This is a genomic window from Fusibacter ferrireducens, assembly GCF_015352425.1.
In the GTDB taxonomy this organism is placed as follows: Bacteria; Bacillota; Clostridia; order Peptostreptococcales; family Acidaminobacteraceae; genus Fusibacter_A; species Fusibacter_A ferrireducens.
Genome location: NZ_JADKNH010000003.1, coordinates 296538 through 314809, shown reverse-complemented (window position 1 = coordinate 314809; position 18272 = coordinate 296538). Strand labels below are relative to the sequence as shown.

Here is an 18272-nt window from a genome sequence, read left to right as displayed (position 1 = left end):
AATTATCGAATAAATGCAATCCACTTAAGTTTAAGAAATATAATTTTCCCATTTTTGAAAAACAGCCACATATTTTTCTTCTAGCTCTGTTTTGCGTGCCATCAAGGCTTGAATGCTTTGATAATCATCAAATCGTGATTTTATAGTCTCCTCTATCGTTTCAATTTGATTTTCAATATCCTGCATTTCCCTTTCCAATTTTTCTATCATAAAAGTATTTTTCTTTTTGGTGCTATTGGTATCCTGTAAAAAATGGGATGCTCTCTTTTCTTCTACTATTGAAAGGGCCTCTTTACCCCCACTTCCAATGGCTTCATCCGCTAACTGGAGCATTTGCTTTTCCGCTCTATATTTTTCATAGTCCCCATCGACGAATGTTATTTTTCGATCTTTTAACCACCAAATCTTCTTGGCAAATTTATTGATGAAATGTCTGTCATGAGACACGAATACAAGTGTTCCAGTGTATTCTTCAATAGAATCTTCAATCCATTCTCTAGACTTTAAATCCAAGTGATTGGTAGGTTCATCTAGCAACAAAAAATTGACCTTAAGTTGCATCATTTCACAGAGTTTTAATCTTGTTTTCTCACCGCCTGATAAGGTCCCGATCTTCTTAAAAACCATTTCTTGTTGAAATTTATAACTGGCCAAAACAGCTCTTCCCTGCCCTTCAGTCAAAGAAAGCGCATCCATAATGAATTCCAATACCGTCATATTGGGATTGTCAAAATGAATTTCCTGAGGCAAATAGGCCGCATTGACACTCGGAGCAAACTCAGCAACACCTGAATCTAAATTCAACTGATCCATGATCAACTTAAGAAGGGTCGATTTACCAGAGCCATTGTCTCCAAGAATAGCAATTTGATCTTTATAAAATACTTTAGCTGTTAATCCATCCAATATCTTTTGATTTCCAAAAGACTTACAAACGCCTTCTAATGTTAACATCTCTTTACTGCGTAGCGACGACGCCGTAAATTGATTCTTAATGGCACTCTCCTTAAGCGGCTTTTCAATTTTGGGCATTCGTTCAATACGCTTTTCTATGGCGAACGCCTGTTTATGCAATTTGGGATTATCCGCCTGCGTCGCCCACAAATGCAATCTCTTAGCAGCTGCTTCCAGCTGTTTTAATTTTTTTTGATTTTGCTCAAAATGATTTAACTGTTGCTCATATCTCAATTCTTTCTCTGAAGCGTAAAAAGTATATCCGCCGCCGTACAATTCAGCTTTGCCCGCTTTGATCTCGACGATTCTCGTCACAGTTTGATCGAGAAAATAGCGGTCATGAGAGATGATCAGCACAATTCCTTTAAAAGTCATCAGAAAGGACTCTAACCACTCTATGGTGTCAAGATCCAGATGATTGGTAGGTTCGTCCAACAGCAACACATTGACGTCCTGAAGTAATATTTTTGCCAGATTGACACGCGTTTTTTCACCACCACTTAACTTCATGTAGAATTGTGCTTGCATCTCATTTGAAATACTAAGGGTTTTACAGATCTGATCTATTTTATCTTCAACCTCATATCCATTGCCAAGTTCAAATGCCGTCTGAAGCTTTCCATACTTCTGAATGAGTGTTTCATCTTGCTCAGTCATTAAGCGTTGTTCAAGAAATTTCATTTCTCTTTGAATATCGATGAGTTCATTAAAAGCAGATTGCAAGTACATTCGGACTGATATTTCTGGGTTCACTTTCGGAATCTGTTCAAGCAAGCCTATTTTAGCTTGTTTTGAAATAAAAATTTGACCGGATTCCCATTTTTCACTTCCAAGCAATAATTTAAAAAGAGTCGTTTTACCTGCGCCATTTGCACCAAGTATACCAACAACTTCTGATTCATGTACATCAAATGTCAATTGATCCAAAACTTTGTTTGCACCATAATATTTTTCTATTTCACTAAATCCTATTTTAATCATTTTATACTCCTCATTTTATAAGAGGTTTTATGAATGCCTATAAATTGGCACAAAAAAACCCGTGCAAGTAAATACACGGGTTAAAAGACTAACATCGCGATGTCTTACTCACATAAAAACCTCAATTTTGGACAGACTTCCCCTACAAGATATGCAGAATATGCTGAAATATTCGCAATATAATGTTCTAATCTATCCAATTGATTTCTGTTTTCATATAAGAACATACAACGCCTCCAAAAACACTATAGCACAATGTTCATACAACTTCAACATGCAAAGAAAAACATTCTAAGAAACTCATAATAATCTGTCGTTGAATATCTGATCGTACAGGCATCAACAAGTTCCACCTCTTTATATTGAGAAGCTCTGTAAGCTAGCGCGGCATTTGTGAAGTTGATTTCAAAAGTCATTTTTTCTGGTATAGAAAGCATACAGGCACTTGGTGACGCCTTAAATTTTTTAAGGGCAATTTTAGTCCCCTCTTCAATTGCAGCTAAAGCGTGATTGCCAGTCATTGTGGTACACGCCCCACCTTTACAGCTTTTAACGGCAATAGTCGTAATTTCTGGAATTAACCGTTTCGCCTCTTGGCAAATTGCTTGATCTCCTGTAATTACAATCACAGGAACCTTATAATAAGCAGCTGTATAAGCATTCATCATAAACTCACTTACAAGAACGCCATTCATCTTAATCCACTTCATACTTGTAGCGTTAATCGTATGCGCCAATGGATTGCCATCAGAATAAGCACCTGCATGATATCCAGTGAATATTACTGCATCATAGCCTTCATCCACACCTGACATCATAACGAGAAGGTCTCTAGACCACGACCTATTTATTAAAACACCCTTTGGCAACTCTGAAATATCAATATTGCGCCCTGTATCATGCGCATCTTTCAGCAATATCTTTTCACTGCCTAGTGCCATAGCCGTTTCGCAAACCACCTGCACTTCTCGAGTCATTTGCTCACATGCCCACACGTATTCACTTTGACCTTTATTGACCTCGTCCCAACTGACTACACCTGCAATACCTTCCATGTCAGAACTTACATATAGTTTCATCTTACGCCTCCTTTTTAAGTATTGAAAGACTCATCTCGCATTGCAAGAACACACCCACTGCCAAGCAAGACTCATCTATATCGAACGTGTCTGTATGCAATGAAGAGGTTATATTTTTCTCTTTATTGCCACAGCCTAAGTGATAGAAAGCACCCGGTGCACGATCTAAAAAAAAGGAAAAGTCTTCTACGCCCAGTGAAGGTGCCTCTTTCTCAAACACATTTTCTTCCCCTAAACATTGACTTGCGATCTTCTTAATTTGCCTTGCAACCGCCACATCATTTACCAGTGCAGGGTATCCTTCACTAAAAGACACCGCCACTTCACCATCATTTGAATGTGCTATGCCCTCTGCTACTCGTGTGATTTTGTCCTTTAAAGCACCCCTGAGCGTTTCATCTGAAGTTCTCATCATCCCTGACATGATCACCTCATCACATATGATGTTGTCTTTCACACCGCCTCTAATTTGATTAATTGAGACCACGGCTTGATCCAATGGTGATATCTGGCGGCTCATGAGATTTGCAATTGCAATCTGAATCTGAGCAGATATATTGATGGCATCGACACCTTTCTCGGGATACGCACCATGTGCTGATTTACCCTTAACCACAATTTTCAATCCATCGGAGGCCGCATTGAGTTTGCCTTCCCTTGTTTCAATCTGACCTACCTCTAGATAGGGCATCACATGTAATCCTAAAACGAAATCTACTTTCGGACTATCCATACAGCCTTCAGCAACCATTCTCTGGGCACCACCGATGGTTTCCTCAGCAGGCTGGAAAAATCCCTTAACTGTACCCGACCAGCTGTCTTGATGTTCTTTTAAGTACTTAAGTGTTCCTAGGAGTATTGTCGTGTGTGCATCATGCCCACAAGCATGCATAACACCTGGTTTTTCAGAACGATATGGCGACAGGATGCGCTCATTTATCGGCAATGCGTCTATATCTGCTCTAATGCCAACTACGCGCATATTTTCAGATTGCACGCCTCCCTCTAAAACAGCCACCACGCCTGTATCCGCATATCTTTTATGCGCAATACCCATTTCATCTAGCAATGCTTCAATAAACGCCTGTGTCTCCTGTTCTCGTTCGCTGAGTTCAGGATTTATATGAATTTTGCGCCTTGTTTCTATAAGCCAAGGTTCTAAATCTTTAATTTTTAAAAATGACGGATTTTCTAAATACATATTGTCCTCCTGCATAATAAGTGTTCTCTTACGATAGAGAATCATAGTAGATAATCGACAATTTTACAGATCTCCTGATCTCTATAATAAACTCTTGGTACGCGCATTGAAATTCTGCTGAGTATCTCATTGCGATTCGTTTTAGCCAGTGATGCCAAAACACCTAAAGGCAATAATGCGCTGCCAAACAAGATCACCTCACTGCCAATTTTGCAATTGGGGATAGCAGTGATATCCACCATGCACTGATCCATACACATTAGGCCTACAATCGGTGCTCTCATGCCATTTATAATAACATAACCTTGATTTGAAAGTGCTCTTGGAACACCGTCAGCATATCCCACAGGCAATGTTGCAATGAGACGCCTTTCATTGACCATATAAGTATAGTCATAACTCACGCCTTCTCCTGCTTCTATCCATTTGATTGCCGATATGTTGGTTTTGAGAGTCATTATCGGTATGAGTTCAAAAGGTGTCGGTCTACTGCAATAGCCATATAAAAGCGCCCCCATCCTCACGAGGTCGTATTGTCTTTCAGGATATGCAATTGTCCCTATACTATCACAAGCGTGCTTTATAGGTATTTTTATGCCCTTAGCCTCTAATGCATGAATGACATGATCAAACCGATTAAACTGAATCGCATCAGAATCACGATCTTTAAGGGCTAAATGCGTAAATAACCCCTCCACCATAATCGCCTGCATTTGTATCATTTTCTGAATGTCCTCAACGGCCAGGTGATGATCTTTATAACCTAGCCGATTGAACCCAGTGTCCAATTTAACATGGACCTTTGCTGTCTTTTTTAAACTTAATGCCGCATCATTGAGTAAATTTGCATCTTCTAACGTAAAAATCGTAAGCGTAATGTCAGCCTTTACAGCACGTTTAAAATCATCTTGTGTAGTGACGCCCATTACCATTATTGGCACCGATGCCTTTACGCCTGATTTTTCAATATGTGCTCTAATGCTAAGTGCTTCTCTCAAATTGGCAACCATGAGATAATCGCAACCCAGTGCAATCAGCTCATCAGACATCGTGTGCAGATCATGTCCATACGCATTTGCTTTAACGACACCTGCTATTAACACATTCGATCTTATATTTTTTCTGATCTCATCAAAATTTTTCTTTAAAAAACTGAGATTAATCTCAGCTCTAGTCCCTTTAACATCATATGTACTATTTGTATGCATTTTCGCCTCCTAAAATAAACCCTACTGATTATTGAAGCAATTTTAATGCCATTTTCTCTAAAGTTACAATCCTGCAAATGCGTGTTTTTTAAGTTCAATGGCCTTAAGCATTCCTACAATACAGAATATACTTCCTGTTTATAGGACATAAAGCACTTTATACATTTTCTCCTCTTAACGGTTTTACAGCAATCGTAGCAGTTTATCATAATCATCTTGCTTTTATGATAATCGTAGCAGTTTTCTCTTATTCTAACAACTCATTTTCGAGATGGCCCCTCAAAAAAGTCTATTTATTTTGATAAAAAAATGACTAGAATAAAATCCCGATGGATCTTGTTCTAGTCATTTTAATTTAAGGCTGCTTTACAACAGCCCCTTGGGTTCAATGTTACTCAACAGCCACAATCTCTGTCTTTGCACATAGTCATTAGATATTGATAATGTTTTTAATTTCTGCCAACCTTCCGGATTCTCTCAAATCAATAAATCGACTCGCAATGACAACCCCATCTACCACCTGATTAAAATCATTGATATCCTCTCTGCTTCTAATTCCAAAACCTGCAACTACAGGTGTTTGAGTATATTTTTTTATCTTATCGGTCATAAAGGTCACTTCTTTTAAATCTGGTCTTTGCGTACCAGTGATCCCTTTAACGGCAACTAGGTATATAAATCCCTTGCTCTCTTTGACAATTTCTTTAACACGATTTTCACTTGTTGTAAGTGCAATTAAAGGGATGATATTCATTTCATATCGATCTGCAATCCTTTTAAATTCAGCTGATTCTTCATGTGGTAGATCGGGAATAATAACACCCTGCACGCCTGCCTTAGAGAGCAATTCACAGGCTTTTTCGAAGCCAAATTGATAAATAGGATTGAGATAAGTCATAACCACCATTGGCATATCCGTCTCAGCATGGATTGTTTCAGCAAAACGGATGACATCCTTAAAAGTCGTCTTGGCTTTCAGCGCCCTTAGTCCTGCATTTAAAATGGTCTCCCCATCAGCTGCTGGGTCTGAAAAAGGCATGCCAAGTTCTAATAGATCAATGCCGCTGTCAATCAGAAATCGAGCGTAATCCAGACTTGCTTCAAAGCCACCATCACCTACCATGACATAGGATATAAGCGCTTTTTTATTATTCTCAAATACGGTATTAATTGTTTTCATCATAATACTCCTTTATCGTTTCGACATCTTTATCGCCCCTGCCAGATAGATTGACGACAATCGTCTCTTCTGGACTCATTTGAGGTGCCAGTTTTAAAGCATATGCAACTGCATGTGCACTTTCAAGTGCAGGTATAATGCCCTCGCATTTACACAGTATGTCAAATGCTTCTAAAGCTTCTCTGTCACTTATTGGATAATATTTGACGCGACCAATATCGTTTAGATGACTGTGTTCAGGCCCTATGCCAGGATAGTCTAAACCTGCTGAAATCGAGTACGCTTCTTCTATTTGCCCATCCTCATCTTGTAGCAAATAAGTCTTTGTGCCATGTAATATCCCAATTCTGCCACCGTTGATTGAACACGCATGTTCCCCAGAATCAATGCCTTTACCCGAGGCTTCAATCCCAAAGAGCTTTACCTCTTTTAAATCTATAAAGGGTTCAAACATGCCGATCGCATTACTACCACCGCCTACACAGGCAATGATTGCAGTTGGATTTTTACCTTCCTGCTCAAAGTGTTGAGCCATCGTTTCCCTGCCTATAATTCTTTGAAAGTACTTTACAATTTTAGGATATGGTGCCGGTCCAATTGCAGAGCCAATGATATAATGCGTATCTTCAATATTCGCTGCCCAATACTTCAACGCTTCATTTGTCGCGTCTTTTAAAACACGACTCCCTGATGTCACCGGCACCACTTCTGTGCCAAGCAACTCCATTTTGAACACATTTAATTTTTGGCGTCTCATGTCCTCTTCACCCATAAAGACCTTGCATTTAAGCCCCAATAATGCCGATGCCGTGGCAGTTGCCACACCGTGCTGGCCTGCACCGGTCTCAGCAATTACCTTTTCTTTCCCCATGTGCTTGGCAATTAATGCTTGTCCTATGGCATTGTTAATTTTATGGGCACCTGTATGATTTAAATCTTCTCTCTTTAAATAAACTTTTGCACCCCCACACTTTTTACTGAAATTTTCAGCATAGTAAAGCGGATTTTCCCTGCCTACATATTGCTTCATATAGTATTGAAAAGACTCTATAAACGTGCGATCCTCTTTAAGTTTTGTGAAAGTCTCTTCGAGTTCAATCACAGCTTCCATTAAAATTTCCGAAATATACTGACCGCCATATTCACCGTACTTCATAGCTTACGCCTCCCTTTATGCGTTTACATTCATCTGCTGAATGACATTTATTTATAAATTGATAGATCTTATCTTTGTTTTTCTCGCCCTCTTGTTCAACCCCCGAGCTGACATCCACAGCAAAAGGGTGATATGCATGGATTAATGTCCCTACGTTTTCAGAGGTCAACCCACCAGCAATAATAAGCGGCTTATTCGAATTCATTTGCTCTAAAAGTGTCCAATCAAATGTTTTACCTGATCCTGGAACCGTTGCATCTATGAGATAGTAATTCACCATTGGATGACCTTTAAGGTCTTTATGTTCAGCAATTATTTCTAGAACTTCCTCGTGGCTGAAAGCTTTTATAATTTCAACAGGCCTCATCAGTGCTTCATAATCATCAAATGTCCCATGAATCTGTATCATATCAAAGGGAACTGCCTCTATGACGCTGTTAATTTCCGCCACACTTTGATCCTTAAACACAGCAACACTTTTAATGTCTTGCTCTTTTATTGCACTTATAATTTCACCCGCTTGTGCCAGCGTAACTTTACGCTTACTCTCTGCCAACACAAGCCCAATATAATCCGCACCGCTTTCGGCAACAAGTCTTGCATCTTCAACATTTTTGATTCCACAAATTTTAATCCCAGTTGGCGCAATACTTTTAATCAAATTTTCACCCATGAGGACACCGTGAAAGCCTATTTTGATTAAATAATCCATCTCTTCAAGACTGGTAATCCCACTTTCGCTGATAATCGGTTTGTCATAGGATTCCAGTGAAAGCGCAGCATATAAATTCACCGACACATTAATATCTGTTTTAAAAGTTTGCAAATCGCGATTGTTAATGCCCAGTATATCAAAATCAATCCCCTGCACTTTTTCGAACTCATCTGCCTGATGAATTTCCATAAGCACTTCGAGACCTAACTCATGTGCCGTGTCGGTCAAATTTTGAAGGACTTCTGCAGACAACATTCTGGCAATTAAAAGAATCGTTGAAGCCCCTTTGTATTTGGCCATTTGAATCTGCGCCTCAGAAACGATAAACTCTTTGTATAAAATAGGTTTTTCAGTTAATTGACTCACGACATCTACATCATTTTCATGTGCATAGAAATATTTTTGATCTACTAAAACAGAAACGCCCACTACATTTAAAGTTTCATAATGCTGTATTACAGCTTCAATATCAAGCGCCTCTGTGAATTTGCCCTTTGAAGGCGAACCCCTCTTGATTTCCCCGATAATAGGGTAAGAACAATGATGCTGTTCTTTAAGATAGAGTGCTCTAGAGGCTTTGAGCAACGTACTCAGTTTTGCTCTCTTTTTTGTAGAATCACTTTGGGCCTGCTGCTCTGAAAGCGGTGTTATGACTTCAGAGTTGTGCACTTGTTTCTTATACTCAAATATTTCATCTAGAATGGTATTGGCTTTTAAATAAGCTTGTGTCTTCAAAATTGAATTCACCTTTGTTCTAACGTGTCCTTCGTCAATAAGTGTACGCGCTATTTTTATGCCTTCTTCTATACAATCTGCATACTCGTTGAGATAAATGCAAAATCCGGCATTTAGTATCACGGCTTCTTTATAGGGCGATTCTTCCCCTAATAAAAGCTCTCGCATTATTTTTAAATTAACTTCTTTAGTCCCCCCTTTCAGTTGCTTGTTCTCTATTCTCTCAAATCCATAATGCACTGGATCAATCACAAGATGCTCTTCTTTGCCCTCTCGGAAATATAAGATCTCATTTTCACCTTCTAGGGATAGCTCATCCATGCCACCGTATCCATGTACCACTGCACCTGATTTAAGCCCAATCATTTTCATCGCTTCATAAACGGGTTGCAATAATTCAGGTGTGTAAACGCCAATCATTTGATGCGTCACACGCGCAGGATTAGACAAAGGCCCTATGATATTAAAGATACTTGGCTTGCCAATCTTTTTCCGGATTGGCATAATTGTTTTCATTTTCCTATGATAGGATTGTGCAAATAAGAAACAAAAGCCCTCTTCCCTAAATAGATTTTCATTTTCTCGTGTGCTCAATTGCAAATCAATGCCCATGGCTTCTAGAATATCTGCACTGCCACACTTCGAAGAAACAGATCTGTTCCCGTGCTTTGCAACGCGAATCCCTGCTGCAGCAAGTACGAAAGCCACTGCTGTGCTGATATTAAATGTCTCGAGGCCATCGCCACCTGTCCCACAAGTATCCATGATATTGAGCCCAGCCGTTTCAAATGATTTCGCATTTTGTTTCATTGCAGTGGCAAAACCAGCGATTTCATGATAAGTCTCTCCTTTTTGATTGAGCTCTATTAAAACCGTCTCAATCTTGTCATCTGCCATGCGCTTATTCAGCACATCATCTGCAAGCAGAATGGATTCTTCATAGTTTAAAGATTCTCTACGCGTTACTTTATCGAACATATTTTTCCCCTTCCCTTCTACAATCTTATTTTGTCTTAAATGCTCTGAACACTTCAGAGTCATCAATCCTATACCACTGTTCAAATATTCACTTTAAAACATACAAACATTCACATATTGCATTTTATTGAAAAAAAAGAACCCCATCCTATGTTAAAAGGACGAGGTTTCTCGCTATGCCACCTTTAAGTAAAAAAAATCTCACACCTGCAAAAAGGTGTGAGATATATGCCAATCTCATGATTCTTCGAAGTCCATCAACTTCTGTACTCTATAACGGGAGCACCCGGCGTACCTACTCAATTTCAGATTGCACTCATAAGTCCATTCATTGCTATTTTCCCTATCAGCTTTCACCAATCGCTGACTCTCTAAAAGGTGCTATCACAACTACTACTCTTAATCAATGTTTTAGGTTATATTGTTACGTATCATTTTAACTTAATCCAATAAAATGTCAATACTTTTTTCTAAAAAAATTATTCTATATAGTTTTTTAATTGATCCACATTTAAAATTTTAAAAGTGGACTTGTGAAAATCAATCCACCCATCTTCTCGCATTTTACTCAATTCGCGAGAAATTGAGGGCCTTGCCACATTAAAAAAATCCGCCATTTCATCTCTATTCATTGGCAGTTCAAAGAAAACATCCTGTGTTCTCTTTTGTGTTTCCAGAAGATAGGCACAAAGTTTGCCTCTAAGAGTCTTTATCGTCAAATACTCAACTTTTCGATTTAAAAGCAGTGCTTTTTTAGCCATAATTGCAAGTATATTTTCTATTAATTTTTTATGTCCAGAGCACATCTTTTCGCATTGACTAATCACTTTTTCAGGTGAGATAAATATAATTTGGGATTGTGTTTGAGCCGTGACTGCTGCAATCCATGTCGTATGCATTGAAAAGCTCATCATCTCACCAAACATATCACCTTTTTTAAGTACAGTTATAATCATCCTATTGCCAGCGATATTCTCCTTGGCAACAATCACTTCACCTTCTAAAATAATCCCAAGACCCAAAAAAGGATCTCCTATAGAGGCAATGGGCTGGTTTTTTTGATATGAACTCATTCTTGGATTTAAACAGCCAAGCATATTGACAATGTCTTGACGATCAATACCTCTAAAAAGCGGAATAGACTCTAGTACACTTATGATTTCTTGATTAATGGATTTCATCGATACCTCTTTTATGCTTTATTCTATGGTTATAATAACATTTTTGGTTACAATTATGTATCCTAATCTCACATCATGATTTGGTACACTCTTGTCTTAGGCTATGCACGCGCATAAAAGCCCCAAATCATATGATCCGGGGCTTCCATTTCAAAAATTATTTACGCAATTTCTGTTTGAACCTCAGCATTTTCATCTAATTTTTCCATAGTAATCCCTGTGAAGCCATAGAAAATTGAAACCAATGGATTGACAAGATTTAGAATACAGAATGGAATATAAGTCCAAGGCGCAAGTCCAAGTGTGGCAATCATAAAGGCGCCACAAGTATTCCACGGAATTAACGATGACGTTAAAGTACCAGAATCTTCAAGCGCTCGAGATAAATTTTTAGGTGCTAATCCTTTGCGTTCAAATGCTTCTTTGTACATTCTACCTGGAATGACAATTGCCAAATATTGATCTCCTGCAACTAAGTTCATGAACACTGCAGATCCAATAACAGCAACAACCAATTGTCCAGTGCTTCTTGCAAAGTGTAAAACGACATTTGCAAGCGCTTCGAGCATGCCCGTTTTTTCCATAACGCCACCAAATGCCATAGCACAGAGTATTAATGCCACTGTACCCATCATGCTATTGAGACCGCCTCGTGTTAATAACTCATCCACAGACGCAACCCCTGTAGTAGAGACATAGCCACTATGAAGTGCATTTACGACATCTCCTATTGTGGAGCCTTGGAAGATCATAGCTGCAAAACCACCAATAATTGCGCCGCCAAAGAGACCTGGAATTGCAGGAACCTTCATGACAACAATACCAATTACGATTAGTGGAATTAATAATAACAGTGGATTGAGATTAAAACCTTGAGATAGGCCTTGATTCATTTCATCTATAATCGTCAAATCCATTGCATTATTACCAAATTGAAAACCCAAAACAAGAAATACAATGCCTGCGATAATATAAGATGGCCCTGTGGTGAAGAGCATGTGCTTAATATGATCAAATAACTTCGCGCCTGCCATTGCCGGTGCAAGATTAGTTGTATCAGAGAGTGGAGACATTTTATCACCAAAGTATGCACCTGAGATAATAGCCCCACCAATCATTGGCGAAGGAATGCCAAGACCCATTCCAACCCCCATCAATGCCACACCGACGGTTCCAGCAGTCGTCCATGACGACCCCGTCGATAGAGAAACAATGGAGCACATTAAAAGCGTTGCAAGTAAAAAAATCTTTGGAGACAAGATTTTAAGACCATAATAGATCATCGTAGGTACAACACCTGACAAAATCCATGTGCCGATAACCATACCAATAATCATCAGAATAAGAATAGCCCCCATAGACATTTTGATTGTTTCCACAATCCCTTCTTCGATTTCACTCCATTCTGCACCCAACATAAACATGGCTACCAAAGAAGCAAAAATTGCAGACGTCATCAAAGGAATGTGTGGCGATCCTTCAAGTATAAGAATCGTGTAAGATAACGTTACAAGTAAAAAAATTACTGGAATAAGTGCTATCCATGGTGATACTTTTTTCGTTTGCATGCGCAAATCCCCCCTTTTAAAAGATACGTTCATTATACGTAACCTGTTCAAAATAAATAAAAAAAATTCAAAAAGATTTGAAGTCTTTTTGAATTTTCTGACTTTTCGGAAATATCATTGCACATCATTATAGGACAATCTATATGAAAGCATTGCTAATACTCACATTTCGTCCACTAATAGAATTAAGTTATCTATGAATTTTTTTATATTTATTTTACCACCATAGGCTTTTTTACCGCGTAAATACTCCATTTCAAGTCTAACTTGTTCAAAATCAAATAGAGTATTGGAATATTTTACAAAAACTTCATTCAAGTAATCTTCAATACCAAGGCTTGCGATATTACTCAAGCCTCTATTAATGGCCCTTCTAATTCGCTGTTCCATGGCCTTTGGATTATCTGATATTTCATTGCTGATATCCTTGAGCTTATTAGAAGTTAGACTGATCTTGCCTTCCTTAATATATTTACAGAGTTTAATCATCTCGTCACATCCAGATTCCCCTAAAATACCGAGGCGACTAAAAATAACTTTAATTTTCTTCTCAAGGCTATCCTGTTGTCCAGTGACACTACTTGGTGAAACTGTAGGCTGATTGTGACTATCAAAATTTAACACTTTTTTTATCTTATCTAAATTCTGCTCAATCATAATGTTATCTGTTACATTTCTAATCACTGTGGCAACTTCTCTTTTATTGACTGGTTTGCTGATATAAAAAGTAATACCACGCTCATAGGCCTCTCCAATGATCTTCTTTGAAGACACCTGAGAGATCATTATAAATTTAGATTGGCATTCTTGCTCTTTTAAAATTTCTACCAGTGTCGTGCCATCCACTTCAGGCATCAACAAATCCAACAGAATAATATCGGGTTTAAGAATGGGGATTTCTTCAAGTGCTTTTTTACTGCTTAAACTCGAACCAATGAGTTCACCAAGCACCTCATCTAAAATGATTTCTTCTAACATTTTAATGACACTGATATCATCATCCACAATATAGATTTTCATAATACCTCCCTACTCAATAGATTCTTTAGGAATGGTAACACTAAAACGCGTGCCAACTCCCACTTTTGATTCTACTTCAATGTTGCCATTAAAGACATTTTCTACAATATCTTTGACCAGAGATAAGCCAATACCTCTATTGGAGTTACCCGTCTCATCATCATATTTGGTCGAATAACCTGGATTAAAGATATAGTTTTGCATTTCAAGCGACATGCCCTTACCATCATCAGTTATAACAAATTCATGCCTCATTTCATTTTCATTGTGAAAAACTTCAACCTTGCCACCATTTTCTATGGCTTCAACGCTATTATTTATTAAGTTTCTCAAAACAGACATCAACAAATTGTGCTCTTTAATCAAAGCTTCACTTTGAACATGAAAAGTTAAAACAATGGGCACATGACTCATTTCGAGTTGTCTCGTCAAGGATAAATGCAAAATTTTTGCTAAATCCTTCAAAGACAATTTATCATTAGGCTTTTCCTTTAAAATAATCTCATCGATACCTTCAATGACTCTAAAATAATTTTTCTTAATCTCGTGAACATCTTTTGCGATATTTAATGCCTTATTTTTTCGATTGGCCTCATCTAGTTTATCATACTCTCGGTACAAACTAAACGCCTCATCCATAACAGATTCCACATGCTCAGTATTACTGTGCAAGAAATAGATTTCACCCTTTAAGTCCGAAATAATATTTAAAAGCATCCTATATCTTTCATCATGTTCTTCCTTTCTCAAAAATGAATTGTAATAATTGATAGAGACACACAGCGTTACTGCAATGACGCCTCTAATTGCCGCCACCAAAAAAAGTGTTGCCATGACATTATTAGAGGTATACATCATGATCCCATATCTAGAAATAAATTCAGATGCATTACCAAGAAAGTCACTTGCCATTGCAGCCAAGTACAACGTGAAAAGGGTCTTTCGCGCATCTCTATAGAAAATTAGGTAAAAAATAACACCATACGTCATATCAAAAAAAAGAAAATTAAAATCTGCCCAAAATGCAGCTTCAAATGAGCCATAATAATAATAACCTGTAAAGGTTCTAAAAAGCAAGCCTATACTTGCAATAAATGTTGCCGTCAACACTGGATTTAAACGTCTATCAAAATAATAATAAATGGGTAAAATTGCCACCGCTAAATTTATAGTATATGCCGTTGGCAAAATATTCATGCTAAACCCAGATATAATCGCATCCACTGTGGCAATCACAATTATTTTTTGAATCTGAATAATATTAAATTCTTGCATCCAGTTATCATTCTTCTTCGATGCAATATTCATAAGTCCTCCGAAAAGCCAACAATTTTAAGTATGATATCTTCATAGGTCTCAACTGCTTCAGTGCCAGATTCAGTCAATCGATAACACCCCGTCGAAACGCGCTCAAACCATTCATAATGGTTATTCCTCAAAATTACACCTGCTTTTGCAGGCGCACCCACAGCCTTTAAAGCTTTTATCGTCATGGGCGCTTGCTCTTGTGATAAGTAATGTGCAATTAAAAGAGATTGCTCTCTATAAGCTGTCATCAATTTACGTTTCGTGGCGCCGCCATCATTTGAGTCCGTTATTCTCGAATGAAACTCTTTTAAAAGCGCCTGTTTTTTTTTATCTGCTAACCTTCTGCTCTTCTCGAAATCATATGGCTTTGCTTCTATAATCTCCGTGACATAAGGCGCAATTGATCTAAAATTAACCGTTAACAGACCTACGTTTAGTCGCCTCAATAGCAATTTTATTTTTTTAAACCGTGGGCTTTCCAAAACTTTGTATTCGTGGGGCACTGCAATATAGACATAATCCACGATTTTTTGTCTCTCAACCGCTTGCAAAATAAGTTCAAGGTTCAACTTGACTTTGAGCTCAATTGCAATTGAAATCTCTTCCTCTTCACGGGTATATATTCCTAATAAATCAACACTCTTAACTTCCGCCGATACGGCACATCCCTTTGACTTTAACCATGCTTTACACGGATCACTTAAAGAGGTCTCATAAATTTTATCCACTATACCTCCAAAATTCTCTTTGCTTATAATACTATTTTAATGTATATATGACATTTCTACAAATAAATAATATCTTTATTGCATAAAATAGCATTTAAATCATCAATTTACATTTCAGACCCATTTTCACAAATGCTTTTGCGATTTTCGCTGATGCTTTTTGAGGATGAACATTCCTCATCACAGCTTTCGGCTCAAATCTTAAAAAAAAACTGTTTTGGAGAAATGGCATCTCCAAGACAGTTTTTTTGCATATCAATTCACTATTCATTTAAAAAGGTTCAAAACCTTGATCGCTCCACCAATCTTTAATGAGACGATCATACTCTGCAGAAAATTGTTCCAAATGAACTTTTTCCCATTTTGCCAGAACTTCAAATATTTTTTTAGCCGTATCAAATGAAGTGTTATTCATTGCATCTTCATAAAATTTAACAGAAGCTCTTTCCATCTCAATGCCGATTCCAAAAACAGACACCGCCATACTCGCTTGTTTTATTCTGACATTATCCCATTTGAAAATATCCGGCGAAGGCGGGTTTTCAAGTAATGCCAGTGTTGTTTGGTCCTGTGGGTCTGTACTCAATTTCTTAAGTGCATCCTTTAGCCAATCAATGTGTTTTAACTCTTCATTTGCAAGATCTAAAAAGGTTTTCTTAGAAATATCATTTTCGGCGCTGTAAGCAGCCATTTTATAAAATTCATAACCCTCTACTTCATTTATAATCGCTTGTTTGAAAATCTCAATATCTTTTCCGATCATCTCATTCTCCTTTCTTATTTCGCTGCAAATTTTTTTGCAACATAGTATAGTGGCCTTGTGGCAACACCTGTACCGCCTTTTGTGAAAATGCCAGCTTGTTTATCTTTAAAAGCTGTCCCGGCAATATCAAGATGTACCCAAGGTTTATCATGAACAAATTCACCAATAAATAACCCTGCCGTTATCGTACCAGGAGACCCTGCCGTGTTGGTTAAATCCGCTTCGTGATGTTTTAAAAGTTCTTTGTACTCATCCAATATCGGCAATCTCCAAACATGCTCATTGGACTTGGCAAAACTCTTTTGCACCACTTCATAATAATCATCATTATTTGAAACCGCACAGGTGGCATCATGCCCCAGACAATGAATTGCCGCACCTGTGAGCGTGGCAACATCTATGACGGCAGAGACAGCTTCTTTCTCAATGATGTAGTGTACTGCATCGATTAAAGTCAATCGACCTTCAGCATCCGTATTGCCTATAAAGATACTTTTCTTAGCCATAGATGAAATAATATCGCCTGGTTTGTAGCTGGCACCGGAAATCATGTTCTCACAAGCAGCAACAACTGCTGTGACATTCACTTTTAATTTCAATTTAGATATCGCAATCATAGCGCCAATTACCGCTGCTGCGCCGCCCATATCAGACTTCATTGTCACCATGCCAGAAGTGGACTTTATGGACAAACCACCAGAATCATAAGTCAGTCCCTTACCGACAAAACCAAGTCTATGATCTGATTCTGGATGACCTGTATACCTCATTGTGATTAAAACAGGCGGTTGCGACGATCCCTTAGCCACTTCCAAAAAAGCACTCATTTCAAGGGCTTCAATCTCACTTTTATGATCAACAGTGACTTCAAAACCGTTTATATTTCCATAAGATTTCACGAGTTCAGCCAGATAGATCGGTGTGAGCTTATTTGCTGGTAAATTAACCAAGTGTCGTGCAATCTTATTGGACTCTCCCAAAACGATGCCCTCGTCCACAAAGTTTTTATCAAAATCACCCAAGAGAAAAATATTTTCCACTGCTTGGGGTTCAAAATTACTTTTATATTCCGAAAATTCATAATCTGCCATCACAAGTACTTCAGACAATAAGATACTCCTCTTTCTTTTGGAGTCCATGTAATGTGTCAACTGTTCTCCTATGACAAAAATACTTTGCGTATTCTTGGCCTTGAGATTTCTAAAGACCTCAGCCAGACTATTTTGCAGTTTAATCACTGAAAAAGTGTCATAATTACCGAGTCCTAAAATTGCAACATCTAGATAATCCTGCGCCACTTTAATCGTGCCGTAGTGGATTTCACCTATTTTGCCTTTATAGGTCTTTTTAGACTTTAACCGACTTACATAATGCGACAACTCCAAGCTCAAACTTTCAGGAATATCTGAAGAAAATGCCAACGTCTCATCCATAAATAAGACGATTGAATCTTCAATATGGGATATTTTATCCATGATTTCAAATTTCATATCGGGCCTCCTATTAAACTAATACAT

15 protein-coding genes and 1 other annotated feature are annotated in these 18272 nt (G+C 38.0%); all 15 genes read right to left on the bottom strand.

What is annotated here, in order from left to right; genetic code table 11:
• Positions 1-30 precede the first annotated feature (30 nt).
• On the bottom strand, positions 31-1935 hold the full coding sequence (abc-f, locus tag ISU02_RS06455; RefSeq protein ID WP_194700989.1) for a ribosomal protection-like ABC-F family protein: 1905 nt from the start codon (positions 1933-1935) through the stop codon (positions 31-33).
• A gap of 104 nt (positions 1936-2039) precedes the next feature.
• Positions 2040-2162: a hypothetical protein gene (locus ISU02_RS24100; protein ID WP_267459415.1), complete on the bottom strand. Its 123-nt coding sequence runs from the start codon at positions 2160-2162 to the stop codon at positions 2040-2042.
• Positions 2163-2204: 42 nt separating this feature from the next.
• Positions 2205-3014, bottom strand: a complete 810-nt coding sequence (locus ISU02_RS06450; RefSeq protein WP_194700988.1) for a M55 family metallopeptidase — start codon at positions 3012-3014, stop codon at positions 2205-2207.
• Between the two features lies 1 nt (position 3015).
• Positions 3016-4215 carry a M20 metallopeptidase family protein gene (locus tag ISU02_RS06445; protein WP_194700987.1) on the bottom strand — a complete coding sequence of 400 codons (1200 nt, stop codon included), beginning with the start codon at positions 4213-4215 and terminating at the stop codon, positions 3016-3018.
• Between the two features lie 41 nt (positions 4216-4256).
• A complete protein-coding gene (alr, locus tag ISU02_RS06440; RefSeq protein ID WP_194700986.1) occupies positions 4257-5423 on the bottom strand; it encodes an alanine racemase in 1167 nt (388 codons plus the stop codon).
• 430 nt (positions 5424-5853) lie between these two features.
• A complete protein-coding gene (gene trpA / locus ISU02_RS06435) occupies positions 5854-6603 on the bottom strand; it encodes a tryptophan synthase subunit alpha (protein ID WP_194700985.1) in 750 nt (249 codons plus the stop codon).
• Positions 6590-7759 (bottom strand): tryptophan synthase subunit beta, encoded by a 1170-nt coding sequence (trpB, locus tag ISU02_RS06430; protein ID WP_194700984.1) that lies wholly within the window; start codon positions 7757-7759, stop codon positions 6590-6592. Before trpB ends, trpA begins: the two co-directional genes overlap by 14 nt.
• Complete coding sequence (gene trpD / locus ISU02_RS06425; RefSeq protein ID WP_194700983.1) at positions 7746-10187, bottom strand: anthranilate phosphoribosyltransferase; 2442 nt, start codon at positions 10185-10187, stop codon at positions 7746-7748. The genes trpB and trpD overlap by 14 nt, the downstream gene beginning before the upstream one ends.
• A gap of 154 nt (positions 10188-10341) precedes the next feature.
• Positions 10342-10603, bottom strand: a binding site (T-box leader).
• Between the two features lie 63 nt (positions 10604-10666).
• Positions 10667-11368 carry a Crp/Fnr family transcriptional regulator gene (locus tag ISU02_RS06420; protein ID WP_194700982.1) on the bottom strand — a complete coding sequence of 234 codons (702 nt, stop codon included), beginning with the start codon at positions 11366-11368 and terminating at the stop codon, positions 10667-10669.
• A gap of 161 nt (positions 11369-11529) precedes the next feature.
• A complete protein-coding gene (gene nhaC, locus ISU02_RS06415) occupies positions 11530-12936 on the bottom strand; it encodes a Na+/H+ antiporter NhaC (protein ID WP_194700981.1) in 1407 nt (468 codons plus the stop codon).
• A 162-nt stretch (positions 12937-13098) separates the two neighbouring features.
• A complete protein-coding gene (locus ISU02_RS06410; protein ID WP_207736207.1) occupies positions 13099-13956 on the bottom strand; it encodes a response regulator in 858 nt (285 codons plus the stop codon).
• 9 nt (positions 13957-13965) lie between these two features.
• The gene (locus ISU02_RS06405) at positions 13966-15264 is read right to left on the bottom strand and encodes a sensor histidine kinase (protein WP_194700980.1); all 1299 of its coding nucleotides are present in this window, start codon (positions 15262-15264) and stop codon (positions 13966-13968) included.
• On the bottom strand, positions 15261-15992 hold the full coding sequence (locus ISU02_RS24270; RefSeq protein ID WP_194700979.1) for a DUF2161 family putative PD-(D/E)XK-type phosphodiesterase: 732 nt from the start codon (positions 15990-15992) through the stop codon (positions 15261-15263). The genes ISU02_RS06405 and ISU02_RS24270 overlap by 4 nt, the downstream gene beginning before the upstream one ends.
• A gap of 271 nt (positions 15993-16263) precedes the next feature.
• Positions 16264-16755: a ferritin family protein gene (locus tag ISU02_RS06395; protein WP_194700978.1), complete on the bottom strand. Its 492-nt coding sequence runs from the start codon at positions 16753-16755 to the stop codon at positions 16264-16266.
• A gap of 14 nt (positions 16756-16769) precedes the next feature.
• A complete protein-coding gene (locus ISU02_RS06390) occupies positions 16770-18245 on the bottom strand; it encodes a leucyl aminopeptidase (RefSeq protein WP_194700977.1) in 1476 nt (491 codons plus the stop codon).
• Positions 18246-18272: the final 27 nt, after the last annotated feature.